This is a genomic window from Paenibacillus sp. EB106-06-01-XG199 (assembly GCF_058791575.1).
This window is the reverse complement of record NZ_JBYTDQ010000001.1, coordinates 727,687-742,773: the sequence shown is the minus strand read 5'-3', so window position 1 is coordinate 742,773 and position 15,087 is coordinate 727,687. Positions and strand designations below refer to the sequence as shown.

At 44.1% G+C, this 15,087-nt stretch carries 9 protein-coding genes; all 9 read left to right on the top strand.

All coding sequences use genetic code 11. The features are described from left to right. Positions 1 to 1,032: 1,032 nt before the first annotated feature. The 9 genes from AC3WT9_RS03615 to AC3WT9_RS03575 all read left to right on the top strand — a co-directional run bounded on the left by AC3WT9_RS03615 (position 1,033) and on the right by AC3WT9_RS03575 (position 15,075). The gene (locus tag AC3WT9_RS03615; protein WP_492407320.1) at positions 1,033 to 1,593 is read left to right on the top strand and encodes a TetR/AcrR family transcriptional regulator C-terminal domain-containing protein; all 561 of its coding nucleotides are present in this window, start codon (positions 1,033 to 1,035) and stop codon (positions 1,591 to 1,593) included. A gap of 134 nt (positions 1,594 to 1,727) precedes the next feature. Next, positions 1,728 to 2,846 carry a zinc-dependent alcohol dehydrogenase gene (locus tag AC3WT9_RS03610; protein ID WP_492407319.1) on the top strand — a complete coding sequence of 373 codons (1,119 nt, stop codon included), beginning with the start codon at positions 1,728 to 1,730 and terminating at the stop codon, positions 2,844 to 2,846. 709 nt (positions 2,847 to 3,555) lie between these two features. Continuing rightward, complete coding sequence (locus AC3WT9_RS03605) at positions 3,556 to 5,088, top strand: alpha/beta hydrolase family protein (RefSeq protein ID WP_492407318.1); 1,533 nt, start codon at positions 3,556 to 3,558, stop codon at positions 5,086 to 5,088. A gap of 223 nt (positions 5,089 to 5,311) precedes the next feature. After that, positions 5,312 to 6,841 carry an ABC transporter substrate-binding protein gene (locus AC3WT9_RS03600; protein WP_492407317.1) on the top strand — a complete coding sequence of 510 codons (1,530 nt, stop codon included), beginning with the start codon at positions 5,312 to 5,314 and terminating at the stop codon, positions 6,839 to 6,841. 174 nt (positions 6,842 to 7,015) lie between these two features. Continuing rightward, entirely contained in the window at positions 7,016 to 7,969 is a 954-nt protein-coding gene (locus AC3WT9_RS03595; RefSeq protein ID WP_492407316.1) for an ABC transporter permease, read from the top strand. Positions 7,970 to 7,983: 14 nt separating this feature from the next. Next, the gene (locus AC3WT9_RS03590) at positions 7,984 to 8,868 is read left to right on the top strand and encodes a carbohydrate ABC transporter permease (RefSeq protein WP_492407315.1); all 885 of its coding nucleotides are present in this window, start codon (positions 7,984 to 7,986) and stop codon (positions 8,866 to 8,868) included. 114 nt (positions 8,869 to 8,982) lie between these two features. Beyond that, a complete protein-coding gene (locus AC3WT9_RS03585; protein ID WP_492407314.1) occupies positions 8,983 to 10,746 on the top strand; it encodes a sensor histidine kinase in 1,764 nt (587 codons plus the stop codon). Further along, a complete protein-coding gene (locus tag AC3WT9_RS03580; RefSeq protein ID WP_492407312.1) occupies positions 10,739 to 12,328 on the top strand; it encodes a response regulator transcription factor in 1,590 nt (529 codons plus the stop codon). The genes AC3WT9_RS03585 and AC3WT9_RS03580 overlap by 8 nt, the downstream gene beginning before the upstream one ends. 110 nt (positions 12,329 to 12,438) lie before the next feature. Continuing rightward, a complete protein-coding gene (locus tag AC3WT9_RS03575) occupies positions 12,439 to 15,075 on the top strand; it encodes a hypothetical protein (protein WP_492407311.1) in 2,637 nt (878 codons plus the stop codon). The last annotated feature ends 12 nt before the right edge of the window (positions 15,076 to 15,087 follow it).

Here is a 15,087-nt window from a genome sequence, read left to right as displayed (position 1 = left end):
TTTTGGCAATAATATTACCGTGCATCACACATAACTGATTAATGGTAACAACCTGTAGATAATCAAGATAAATAAGATGCAACATAGTTTCAACATCTATTTGCACCGAATTCTTTTGTATAATAACCCTCCAAGTACTTCATAAGTTATGATTACATTAAAATGACCCACCTAGGGAGTGAGCCGAAGAAGGGCGCATATTGCTTTTAACCAATCAGATTAGTTCAATTCTCTCCTAGTGATATAAGCGATGCCGTTCAAGATCCAAGCGTCGAATTGATAGAATAAAGTACAAGAGTAAGTTGCTGCCTACAATCTTCATCGAAATACCCGTTAAATCGAGAATATTTATTAGTGGTTGATAGCGGTAACGGAAACGGAAATGAAACTTCGATAACGCAATTTTAACAATACCCAAATCGGTCATAGGATAATAATGAGACCAATTTAATTATTTTATAGGAGAGTGTCAATATAATTATGAGAAGCCCAGAGCACATTGCTGGCAGCATCGCCGCGCAATAGACTAGTCGCTTTTCGAGACCTATTTTTCCAACCTCACTTATGGCAGATGGAGGTGTTACTTTTGTTGTTATTTTGCATTTTAATCCCCCTAAATATAGGCTTTCCATAATCATAAGTTTGCTTTAGCAGGCTTGCTATGCCCGAAAACACTACTTATAATACAATTGTAAATGCTTCATAAACGGGCAATGTTGATTACAGGCCATCATATACCAGAAGTGTATTAAAAACAGATAAAGCCAAGGGGGGATCTCATGGCCTCAACCAGGATGAAAGAGGTTTCTGCGAAGCCGTGGAATACAGTCTTACGTGTAGGAAACGCGAGGAGCACTGTTGGCAGAGCAATACAAGCTTATTGTGCCTTATAGCATATGCAGCATGTACTGTGTGTGATCTCACGAACTGTGATGCTGCCATGATCGTGAATACAGTGATCCCCGTGCATCATCATCTCTGATACTTATCCAAGGATAGAACTAAGTAACGGCTTGATAAAGGAGTTAACGTATGGAATTTCATGAACGGACAAAATATGCCTTAGCCAACGCTGTTAAGGAATTAATGAAGACGACTCCGCTGGACAAAATTAGTGTAAGTGAGGTTGTTGCCGAGTGCGGAACAACACGCCAAACCTTCTACCGTAACTTCAAGGATAAATATGATCTGGTGAACTGGTATTTCGATAAAATTGTGCAAAAGACAATCAGGCAAATGGGTCTGAGCCTTACGATCGAGGAAGGACTGGTCAAAAAGCTGGAGCTAATGAAGAAAGACCGTTATTTTTTCATTTCGGCCTTTTCATCTTCCGATTACAACAGTCTGCTGCATTATGATTATGAATGTATTTATCGGTTCTTCAAAGAAACCATCTGGTCAAAAGTACCGCTGGACGAAGATATAGACATTCTGCTCCAGTACTATTGCCGTTCAGCACTACAAATGACCGGTGACTGGGTGCTTCATGGGATGAAGCAATCCTCCGAGCATATGACCTCACTGCTGATTGATTTAATGCCGCTAAAAGTATACCGGTGTCTTCAGCACATAGCCGGAACACAAAGTTCCTGATGTTACAGATCATTAAAGGTGTAACGTTTAGTGACAAAGATTCCGGAATGGAAACTGCGTGAAGATGTCCTCCGTACTAGAATAAATATTGTGAAATCATTCACAATTATAATCTAAGTTATGGGGGAATTACATTGAAAGAGTTCAATATTCCGGCAACAGGTAGAATTGCCGTCTTAACCGGCAATCGGGAAATTACGATTAAAGAGCTTCCTATTCCCAAAATCAATGATGATGAGATTCTGATACGTGTGGACGGATGCGGCATTTGCGGAACGGATGTCCATGAATACAAGGGTGATCCGTTCGGCTACATTCCAGTCCATCTGGGGCATGAAGGAACCGGCACGATTGTAAAACTCGGCAAAAATGTTACCCAGGACTATTCAGGTAAGCCGCTGACTGTTGGCGATAAAATTGTGACTGGCCTAAAACCCTGTGGCAAATGCGATATTTGTATCAACCATCCGGAACAGATTCATTTATGCGAGAATGGCGAGATTTTCGGGTTGCTACCCGGAGAAGATCATTTCTTTAACGGCTGGTTTGGTGACTATATGAAAGTGAATGCAGGCGGTGTGGTGTTCAATGTGAGCGACATGGAGACAGATTTGCGTATTCTCATCGAACCGGCTGCTGTTGTCGTCCATGCGGTAGAGAAGGCCAAAGAGATTTTCAATTTCAAACATGATTCTTATGTGCTCATCCAGGGATGCGGACCGATAGGGCTGCTCTTACTGGGCTTGGTGCGGACAATGGGAGTACGGAACATTATCGCAGTGGATGCCGATCAGAAACGGCTGGACTTGGCCAAACAATTAGGCGCTGCTGAAGTGGTTAACATTTCCCAAACGTCTGATCCTGCAGCAGCAGTTAAAGCGGTGACAGGAGGTCTCGGTGCAGAGATGGCTTTCCAGGTTACCGGATCTCCGAAAGCGGCTTCCATGCTCTGGAATTATGTGAGACGCGGCGGTTCCCTCTGTGAACTGGGCTTCTTTGTAAACAATGGAGAAACCTCTTATAATCCGCATCTGGATATTTGCAACAAAGAAATTAAAGTAGTCGGTTCCTGGACCTACGCTTCCAAGGACTGGCTGCAAGCCTGCGAGTTCCTGAAAGAATGTACTCTTCGAGATATTCCCATTACCTCCATAATCTCACATCGCTACAGTATTGATAAGCTAACAGTAGCGTTCGAGAAGAACATCAGCATGGAAGGCTGCAAAATTATTTATCAGCGCAAAACTAATTAACGCAACAGTCAGTTGATTTGTCGGGTAAAAGCCAATGATGTCATTTCAGACATCATTGGCTTTCTAAATACTTAAACAATATAGGCTAAACCAGAAATCCATGTATGCTGACCTGGGTCCGAGACCTTTAATTTACAACAAGGAGTAATTTATTATAAACAAGAATAAGAGCTGTAATCTACAAAGTTTTAATCGTTAACTTCTAGTTGTTCTATTAGCTTTTTCAGAAGTTTTGGATAAATATCCATACTCATTTTACCATGTAGAGTACTGTTTAATTCGACCGTTAACTTATTATTTTTATTTTTTTAAATTTAAGACATATCGTCATCAGTGTATACTTCAATAGTACTTTCGTTATAAATTAATGTTAGTTCACCGTAAGTTTCTCTTGCAATAAACCGCGGATTGAGGTTCATCCATTGTCCGTCTCTGGAATTATTTGTATTATTGATTAAATCAAAAAGTAGTCAGAAACAAGAAAGAAAATAAATAGTTTAAGTGGAAACAGCGACAGTATAGGATGAATATCAATTCCTGAACTGTCGCTGTTTTAATTTTCAGTATAGAAGGCGGATATCAAGCATTATGGAGCATGATTCTATAGCCGTTGAAGTTTGGTTGAAGTTAACGGGTTATCATGTAAATATGACGCAGATCGTGAGGTGCTGTATAACAGCCGGTTTGCCTAATTTAAGGGGGATTTAAGATGGAAAACGTGCAGAAAACTAAAAAAAGGGGCGGACGCAGAGTGCTGAAAATGGTAGGAATTATATTGCTAATTCTTCTTATTCTTTTGCTGGTATATCTTTTTATACCGACTCCTTATTCTAAGAATGCGGATAAACTGGGTGATACGAATATGACTAAGCTGATGTCTCTGCAAAAAGAGGCTGATGGCGAGCTTGCTTCTCTTGATAATGTTGAGATCAGAACCATTGATGTGAGTTACATTATGAAAAATGAGACAGTAGATACGAGACCCATGTGGTTTTATGAGCCGACTAATGTAGAGAAGCCCTTGCCGGTAGTCTATATCCCGCATTATGAAATGAAGGAAGATGCCGTGGAATTACGCACGTATCTGGCACAGGGATGGGCGGTTGCTTCTCCTGCCAATGCTAAGAATGAATACAACGGCAAGCTAACCGATGACGATCTTGTTTTCAATAACGCAGCTCTTTATACCCTGCGACATATGCCGGAGGTTGATAATCAAAGAATCGTATTGGTGGGCGGTAGTGCTGGTGGTTATATGACGCTTATGCTCAATGCACTCCAGATGGGAAACACGGCATCGGTTGCCAATTCTCCCATTTCAAATATTTATTTTAATCTGAATCAGTATTTTATGTCGGTCAAGGAAATCAATCGCTTTTGGATGCCCAGAGTCTATATTAAAGGATTTGCGGGGATGCTTGTTTCGGAAAACAAAACAGGGACGTTGATCAAGAGTATGCTGGAGCTTCCTATTCCTTTTGTTGGAATGACAACAGGTGTGTTTGAGCCAAATCTTGATAATTTCCCTAACAAAGAGGATGTTAAACGCTGGGAGTCATTTTCACCGGTGGCTTTGGCAGAAGATTTTAGCAGTCCCATCGCTATCAATCATAATACTTCGGATGTTCTCGTTCCAGTAGATCAGACCACCAGAGAGTTTGTAAAGGAACCGGGCGAAACGATGCCGAAAAGCTTTTCTACCGCCTTGAATGAGAATAACCCAGGAGTGCTTGGACATTCGCTGGTGGATGAATTACCTTCTGAACTTACAACTGTTAACCTGACAGTCATTAAAAATCCAGACATCGATACAGTCATGCCCTATGATATCCGAAAAATGTTTAATATAAATATCTACGATGATGGACCAACCCAGTCTTACGGCAGTCATTCCTCTGCACTTGGGAGTGGAACGTGGGATGTTATAAACTATATTAAAGCAAATATGGGGAAAACTCTTGCGGGAACAGAACAACTTATGCCTGGAAAACTTCTATTGCTACTTGAAAGATATCAGGGCAACAGCGTTCAGCTTCCAGCTCATGTCGGTGTTGATGATACTATTTATGGTTCTCTTGAAATATACAAAAAGGAAGTTGTTGACGAGCTTAACGTATGGATGGATAATCACTCTGTTAAACAAATGGATAAAGTCATGCTAGAGGCTATTTCCAGTATATCCGATGAAACAGAAAGACTGCAGTATACTCAGGTATGGGGAGAAATTAAAAAACAAAGATAATACATTATATAAATTTAATAAAACAGCGCCAGAATGGACTAGATTGTCCTTACTGCCGCTGTTTTATTTTCCAGATTCTCTCTTGTTATTTTTCTTTTATGTCCAGCCCCTAAAGTCGTCAAACCACAAGCAGAAAGTCGCCAAACCGTAAGTTGCAGATTCTCGTCCGTGTTAGTATTTGACTATCAACAGCAACACATTATAGATGGGGGTTATGGATACGATGAGAAAAAAAAGTTCGACGATTCCTCTTATACTTGCTTTGACAATGTCGGCAGCGCTTACACTTTCTGGATGCGGTTCGAAATCGAACAATGAACCGGCGGAACCGACATCTTCGGCGGCGGGGGAGGCTCTGCAGGAAGAAACCGTCAATCTGAAGGTAGCTTTTCCGAGTCTGGTTCAACCCGAGGATTTACAGCTTGTTCAAGACGAATTGAATAAACTAACCAAAGCCAAAATCAATGCGACGATCACCCTGACACCGATCAGTTCCTCCAATTGGAGCCAGCAAATGAACCTGATGCTCAGCAGTAATGAAGAACTGGACCTTACCTTTTCGCCGGGTAACTATTCTCTTACCGTAGGCAAGGGCCAGCTTCAGGATATTACGCAATTGCTTGAGGAGTATGGCGGCGGCATTAAAGAGGCTCTTGGAGACGATTTCCTTAACGCCATGAAGATTGACGGAAAGATCTATGGCGTGCCGACCAACCGCAACATGGGAACCGGTTACGGAGTGTTTTTCCGTAAGGATTTGCTTGATAAGACACAGATTAACGTTGACGATATAAAATCATTCAGTGATATTGAATCGGTCCTGAAAGCATTCAAAGATAAAGAGCCTGGGATTACCCCTATAACTACTCAGGGAGCTGGCGGAACTTTTATTGACTTTCTGCCGCTTGGCGATTCATTGGGAGACGGATTCGGTATATTGCCTAACTATGACAATGGATTAAAAGTGGTTAACCAATATGAAATGCCGGAGTATGCGGACCGGCTAAAAACTATTTATAAATGGTATCAGGAAGGATATGTTCTGAAGGATATTGCTACTACTCAGACGATGTCCTACGACCTCTACAAAGCGAACACTCTTTTTGCAACGGCGGGCCAGTTGCCTCCCGGCTTTGTTGAGGGTACATTACCTATGCTGAGCGGCGGCGGGGAGTATATCAAGAAAGAGATCAATCCTCCGGTCGTTACAACCAAAGACGTTACAATGATCATGTGGGGAATTCCGACCAGCGCCCAGCATGCAGACCGTTCCATGCAGTTCCTGAATTTAATGTTCTCTGATCCTGAAATTATCAATATGCTCAACTTCGGGATCGAAGGTAAGCACTATGTGAAGGTAGAGGGATCGGATAATGTCATTGATTTACCGGAAGGGCTTACTGCGGCAAATCATCCTTATTTCTGGGACTTGTCATGGCTATTCGGCAACAGCTTTTTGTCCTATGTGAGAAAGGGTGAGGATCCAAATAAATGGACTGAGATGGAAGCCTTTAACCAAAGCGCAATCAAATCTAAAGCACTGGGATTCGCTTTCGATTCAACGCCTGTAAAAGCAGAGATTACTGCATTAACCAATGTTATGAACCAATACAAAAAGGCCTTGGAGACAGGCATCCTTGATCCAGATAAGCACCTTTCGGAATTTAATGCAAAGCTGAAGAGTGCGGGCATTGACAAAGTTATTGCCGAGAAACAGAAGCAGCTGGATATTTGGGCACAGCAAAATCAGTAAGGATTATTCCGGAGCATGAATCCATGCTCCGGAATTATTTATTTTAAGGCTATATTACCTTCCCATCGACCAAAGTCGGAAAACCGTTACCACAAAGTCGGCAAACCGAAGGCTGCCCGTCCTCTATTTTTATAGGATAGAAGTAAGAAATAACTGAAAGGTCAGGGGATGGATATGCAGCAGAGTGCTACTGCCACAAACGTAATTACGACTAAAAAAGCAAGAAAGAAAACCTTCCGCAAATATTTGCCGCTTACCTTCATGGTGATTCCAGGGATGATTTATTTACTGATCAACAACTATCTGCCGATGTTCGGAATGATGATCGCTTTTAAAGACGTTAATTTTTCAAAAGGCATCTTTCAAAGCGATTGGGTAGGATTACGAAATTTCAAGTATTTATTTACCACATCCGACGCATTCATCATTACGAGAAATACGCTGCTATACAACATTACATGGATCATTATGGGGATTGCCATAGCCATCTTTCTTGCGGTTTTGCTAAATGAAGTGCGCAATAAATTTTTCGGCCGTTTTTATCAAAGTATGATTCTGATTCCGCAGCTGGTCTCGATTATAATTGTCAGTTATCTGGTCTATGCTGTTCTCAGCGATACGGGATTTATGAATAATACCGTTCTGCCTATGCTGGGACTGGATAAGATTTCATGGTACTTTGAAGCGAAATACTGGCCAGTCATTCTGACAGTAGTGCATATGTGGAAAAGCATCGGATTTTCCGTTGTCGTATACTTCGCATCCATTATCGGCATTGACGAAGAGTATTATGAAGCGGCCCGCCTTGACGGGGCAAGCAAATGGCAGCAGATTAAAAGCATTACCATTCCGCTGATCATGCCGACCATTGTAATGCTGTTGCTGCTCTCCATCGGCAAAATATTCTACTCGGATTTCGGATTATTTTATCAAGTGCCGATGAACTCGGGCCCATTATATGAAACCACCAATGTTATTGACACTTATGTGTACCGGGGTCTCCTTGGACTGGGAGATGTAGGCATGTCGGCTGCAGCAGGTGTGTATCAATCGCTTGTCGGCTTCTCGCTTGTAATGTTCTCCAACTGGCTTGTCCGCAAATTCAGTAAAGATAACGCATTGTTTTAGGAGGGGGAATTACAATGACAACAGAAAACAGAGGCTGGCGTATTGTTGGACATATTGTGTTTGCTTTTTTTACCGTAGCCTGTATTTTACCGTTCGCCCTTTTAATTCAGGCTTCCATAACCGATTCACAGGCCATTATCCGGGACGGATATTCCTTTTTCCCTTCTGCTTATAGCCTGGATGCATACAGGTATCTGCTGAATGGGGGTTCCGGTATCCTGCGTTCCTACGGTATTACGTTGTTCATTACAGTATTCGGGACAGTATCCAGTCTGTTAATGTCAGCGCTGCTGGCCTATCCGCTTTCGCGCAGAGATTATCCGGCACGCAACCCGCTGGCTTTTATCGTATTCTTCACTTTGCTGTTTAATGGAGGGCTTGTACCCACCTATCTGGTATACACTCAGCTGTTCGACATGAAGAATACCATCTGGGCTTTGATTGTTCCCGGACTTCTGATGAACGGTATTAATGTGATGCTGATCCGCACGTACTTCCTGACATCGATTCCAATGCCGGTGATTGAGTCGGCCAAAATAGACGGAGCAGGAGAGTGGCGTACCTTCAGGTCTATTGTACTGCCTTTGTCGATGCCGATTCTGGCAACGGTTGGATTGTTTCAGACCATCGCTTACTGGAATGACTGGAATAACGCGTTAATCTACCTGACGGACTCCAAGCTGTATGGGATTCAGCCGCTGCTGAACCGGATTCTGATGGACGCCCAGTTCCTGGCAAGTAATACGAGCTGGGGCGCTAACATGACCAACACCAGCGCACCGCTCGAAACGGTAAAAATGGCCATTGCCGTAATCGGAGTAGTGCCAATGCTCCTGGCCTATCCATTCTTCCAAAAGTATTTCGTTAAAGGTATTGCAGTAGGTGCAGTAAAAGGATAACAATGAATAGTAAGCTTAAGTCCATCCGGGGTTGGTGAATATCTTCAGCCGAGTGGACTTTTTGCCTTTATACGCAGATTATCTGCAATTAACTTCAAGGCGGAGGCTGACCTGATGGCATCAATGAAACAATGGACCCAATTTCATCATACAATCCGGGCTAAGCTGATATTCGGTGTGTTTCTCCTTACATTACCGATGATCGCTATGCTGATATACAGCAATTTCTATGCAATCGGAGTCGTACGGAATCAGGTGGCCCTGTCCTATAATCAGATGACACAAATGTATATGAAACAGATGGATAACAGTATGGATAATATTGAAATCTACATGAACAATGTCGTTGCGCTTAATCAGGACTTTGTTGCGATGGCCCAAACCTCATCGGACGACATTTATACTCTGTCCAAGTTAATGCTCAGCAACAGAATGACCAACGATATCAATATGTATCCTGCGGCAAGCTCCTTTTTTGTATATAACAAGTCCCGTGATGAGTACATTGATGTGATCAAGGAAGTCATTGACTATGATAAAAAAGTCCAAGTGTATGATTTTATCCGCGTACAAGCCGCGCAAGAGACACCTGGTGAGTATCATACGTTTGGCTGGACAGTCAAACAGGTTGGCAGCAGTTATTTTCTGATCCAAACTCTCAAGTATTCCAATCAGTATATAACGGCTGTTATCGAGGCCAATAAGCTCGTAACTCCGCTGCTATTATTAGAATTGGGCGAACGGGGAGGTGTGCTGCTGGCAGATGATGAAGGTCGCCCGATTACGAACGCACAGCTGGCAGAAACGAGCGGAATTCATCTCCCTCTACAGCATATAGGATATGATTTAACAGGAGACAAGCTGAAGTATCTTGTCGTGGGCGAGCATTCCGCTAATGGTGATTTCAGCTTGATTGTTGTTATACAGGATGAGCAAATTCTGCAAAGTCTGCCAGCTCTCCAACGGGTGTTGTTAACTTTACCATTATTAACATTGCTGCTCATTCCGCTCGGCTTGTTCTATTTGAGAAAAACGATTCTGATCCCGCTGAGCAAATTACTCTCAGCCATGAAGCGTATCCGCAGCGGCAGCTTAACGACCAAAGTCGAAACCGCATCGATTACGGATGAATTTCAGATTGTAAATCATACTTTTAACGAAATGGTCGATGAAATTCGCCAGCTGAAGCTAGATGTGTACGAGGAACAGCTCAGCAAGCAAAAGGAAGAACTGCTCAGGCTGCAGCTGCAGATGAATCCCCACTTTTTTATGAACTCGTTAACCATTCTATATAATCTGGCCAAGATGAATAAAACCAGCCTGATGATGGAAATGACGATGTGTCTGATCCAGCATTTCCGCTTTATTTTCCGGGGAAATTCTACGTTTGTAAGCTTACGGGATGAACTGGAGCACAGCCGCAATTATTTACGAATTCAGGAATTAAGATTTCCGGGAAGCATCACCTCAGCGATCCGTGTGCCGGATTATGTTCAGGATGTTGAGGTTCCTCCGCTCATTATTCAGACCTTCTTTGAGAACACTGTGAAGCACGCAGTGACGTTGGATGAGCCTGTCTGCATTTCGCTGGATGTCGATATAATAGAAGCCGGCGGGAAACCTTTCATCATTCTTCGTATTGAAGATACGGGAAAAGGATATCCGGAGCACGTTCTCCAGGCGATCAGCCAGGGAATATCCATAGTCAATTCAAAAGGGGAGCATACAGGGATATGGAATATTCAACGCCGGATCCGGCTGCTGTATGATCATGACGCCAAGATCTGCTTCAGCAACCGTATGCCGCACGGCGCTGTTGTCGAGATTATGCTGCCAAAGAAACCGGTGAACAAGCAAGGAGGCGACACCATTGTATAACCTGATGATTGTGGATGACGAGATGCATGTCGTAGATGGACTGCTGTACGATCTGAATAAAGAGAAACTGAATATTACTGAAGTATACACGGCCTATACCATCCGGAAGGCAAAAGAACTATTTGCCCAGCACCCGGTTGATATAATGTTATGCGATATTGAAATGCCGCAGGGAAGCGGTCTTGAGTTGTTGGCATGGGTTAGGAAACATCATCCTGCAACCGAAACCATTATTATTACCAGCCATGCAGACTTCTCTTATGCCAAAGAAGCACTTGAACTAGGGAGTCTGGATTACTTACTGAAGCCGGTTCCAACCGCTGATCTTGAGAAAGCGATAGAGAAGGCCATCCATAAATTAAGCCAGACGAGCGAGTTCAATCATTATCATAAATTCTGGACCCAGCATCATCCGCTGATGATCGAGAAATTCTGGCTGGATTTACTACAGCAGACGGTTCCTTCCAATCAAAAGGCGATTTCGGCAGTGATGAAAGAACGTAATCTGCCCTACTCTGAGCAGATGGAATTTATTCCGCTGCTGCTTAGTGTACAGCGCTGGCATAAAGAGATGACGTTAAGGGACAGGGCAATCATGGAGTATGCGCTTAAGAACGGAGCAGTTGAAATGATCATTGCCGAATCCCAGTTTGGCAGCGTCGTCCCGCTGGATCCTAACCGCATGCTGGTTATTCTGGCCGAAGAACCGGAAGTTACAGGCTTAATAGGCACCCTAAAAACAAGGTGCAATGCTTACATTGAATCCTGCAATCACTTTTTTTACTGCGATATTTCTTGCTATATCGGAACACCTGTTCATGTCCATGAGATCGTTGGGATGTTCGAGCAGTTAAAAGCGCTGGAACGCAGCAATGTCGCCTACAACAACAAGGTGTTTCTGCTTAAAACAGACACAATACAGCCGAGAGCTGCCAAGCTGCCTGATATGGAGCTGCTGGCTGCGCTGCTGAAAAAAGGTGCGAAAGACACACTCATCAGCGAGATCACGGATTATCTGGAGCGGCTTGTCCCCAGCGGCCAAATGAGTGCCGAACTTCTGCATAAGCTGCAAATAGATCTGATGCAGATGATCTATTATGTGCTGAATTTAAAAGGCATCCAAGCACACCAGCTGTTTAGTGACCCTGCTTCTGCGGAGCTTTCAGGGAACTCTACCCGTTCCGTTGCCGATATGAAGCTGTGGGTGCAGCATGTAATTAATAAGGCGCTGAAACATGCGGAGGTAGAAAGTGTCGTGGATAAAGTTAAAAAGTATATCTCTTTGCATTTGGAAGATGACGAACTGACCCGGGATAAGATCGCTGCCCAATCCTTCTTGAATCCTGATTATCTGTCAAGAATCTTTAAGCGGGAAACGAGCTTATCCATTTCTGAATATCTGCTTCAGGAACGGATCCGGATGGCTGCAGAGCTCATCGTCAAGACGGACATGCCAATCAGTCAGGTTGCTGGTTCTGTAGGCTATACGAATCTTTCTCATTTTACTACCATCTTTAAAAAATATATGAAATGCAGTCCTATAGAGTACCGCCATAAAAATCGAAACTGCCCGGGCCAATAATAAAAAAAGTCGGGAAAGCAGAACAAAGGAGTCGCCTAACTGCAAGCCCCCTCCCCGGGCGAGCGGTACTATTAAGGAAGTACCGCATATATGTCAGGGGGAGTGATCAAATGGACCGGCTGATACAAGAAGCAATCACAGGGAAAAGCCTGCATTACCAACAGCCCTTTTTTAAAATCAGTGACAAAGATACAGAAGATAGCTTAAGAGAACGTATCACGGAGCTGTACAAGCACGGGATTTACTCAATGGTGCTTGAGTATGACAAGACAAGCACATCATTGACTGCAACGACAAAGTTTGATGAGCTATGGTGGGAACGGCTGGATTATGTTGCTAAGATATGCGGGGAGCTCGGTATGACGTTCTGGATGCAGGATGCTGCCCCGTTTCCTACCGGGTCTGCTAATGGCGCCTTTCAAACACCTGAGCATCGCGAAAAAAGCAAGAAGTTCATTGCAGAAAGACATATGGATATCAGAGGGCCTATTCAGGATGCTTATATATCCGTGGATAAGCTTGTAAGAGCTGTACAAGGTAATGTGCTGGAAGCACTGAACTACATGAGTGATCTTCCCAACCGGTTTCTGTGTACGGTCGCTGTTGCCAAATCCTCCGATGGAGAGGGATATGATCCTGCTTCATTCATCGACCTTACCAGCAGGGTGGAGGACGGCGTGTTAAGAACCGATTTGGGCCCTGGGAATTGGCGGATTTTTGTATTTATTGAAACCTATAGCGGCGGCAGAAAACACTTCATGAATCTGCTGGACGAAGAGTCTGTTCGTGTGCAGATTGATGCCGTACATGCTCCACACTACGAGTACTTAAAGGAGGAGCTCGGCAAAACCTGGATGGGCTTTTTCTATGATGAACCGGAGCTTGGGAATTTGGGAGGGTATGCATTCGACTGCCTGCCGGGTAAAACTCACAGGGGAATGACTATACCGCTGCCTTGGAATAAGGATGTCCCGGAATTATTGGAGGAACGGCTGGGTGCGAAATTGCCAGAGCTGCTGCCAAGCCTCTGGTATGACTGCGGAGAGCGGACCTCTATTGTTAGACATGCCTATATGGACATTATTACTGAACTGATTGCCAAAAACTACAATGGCCAGGTATACAAGTGGTGTGAAGAAAGAGGCATTACTTATATCGGCCATGTCCTGGAGGATGAGAATTCGCATACCCGCCTGGGCTGCGGTACCGGCAACATCTTCCGGGTCATGGAAGGCCAGCATATGGCAGGAATTGATCTAATTGGCGGGCAGCTTTGGCCTGGACTCGATGATACGGGGATGAGCTGGTATGGCGCAACCGATGGCGACGGAGAATTCTACCATTATGGTCTTGCCAAGCTGGGTTCCTCCGCCAGCCATATTGATCCGAAAAAACGCGGAAAAAGCATATGTGAGCTGCTGGGCTTATACGGGGATATTGCAGGGAGCAAGCTCCGCAAGTTTGTTATCGATCACTTACTCGTAAACGGAATTAATCATTTCATTCCCGCACAGTCCGGGTTGGAGCTTGATCTCGCTTTTTCCCGGATGCTTAATCAATACACCGACCGGATGTGCCATATCCTGAATGGCGGGGAGCATGTGGCCCCGGTTGCCGTCCTCTATCATGCTGATGCGGAGTGGAGCGGCGAATTCCAATACTTCCATAAGGCCGGTAAGGAACTGGCTACCCATCAGATCGACTATGACGTGATCCCGAAGGATGTATTTATCGATACAGATTACTATGGAACCCGCATATCGTCAGGTAAACTCCAGATTAATAAGGAAACGTACAGTGCTCTGGTCATTCCCTACTGCCAGCGTATTCCAGGTGTCCTTGTTGAGGTCATTAAAGAAGCCTTGGAGGCTGAATTCCCGATTTACTTTGTAGACCAGTATCCGGAAGGCTATTGCGAGAATAATGGTAGACTACCGACAGAACTGTTCTCCTGCAAAGCGGTCCCGCTAAGCAAGCTTGCGGAGGAGCTCCGTCAAGCCGGCATCTATGAAATAAGCTTTTCTAATTCCCAGCATTATCTGCGCTATCTGCATTACAAGCGTGAGCATATTGATCTCTACATGTTCCACAATGAAGAACCGGTAAAAGACATCGAAACGACAGTCTCGATCCCCAACGTTAAGCCGGTAAGGCTATATGATGTAATGAATAACCGGCTCTATAATCCAAAAGTGAGCGTTAAGGACGGCTGTACCGAAATTCAATTAAGACTTGGCCAGTTTGAATCCGTGATTTTCCTGTTTGGAGAGGAGTTTGAGGAAGCCCCGCTGTTCGCGGATCTGCCTATGGTTGAATTTCAGACGGAATGGGAGGTTTCCTTTGAATCGTTGAATGATCAGCCATCGCCTGAGTCATTTACATCTGATCATCTTGTTGATATTGGAGCTGCCGGCATGTATCCGGATTTTTTTGGAAAAATCAAATATACGGCCTCCTTTGCAGTGGAGGATGATTTGCCCAAGATACTGGAATTGGGCAGTGTATCCGAATGTGCAGACGTATGGATAAATGGTGAATACCAGGGTGCTGCAGTAGCTTCCCCATATCGCTTGGAGTTAAATAACGCCATCCGAAAAGGAGCGAACCGTATCGAAATTAGTGTGACCAATAACCGGACTCGTTCAAAGGACAACCGGCAGAATGATGGCTTCGCCGTTTCACTGATGGCTTCCACCTATGCCTCGCTGGATACCTGCGGGCTGCTTGGTCCGGTAAGGCTAAGCTAATTATTCTATAGT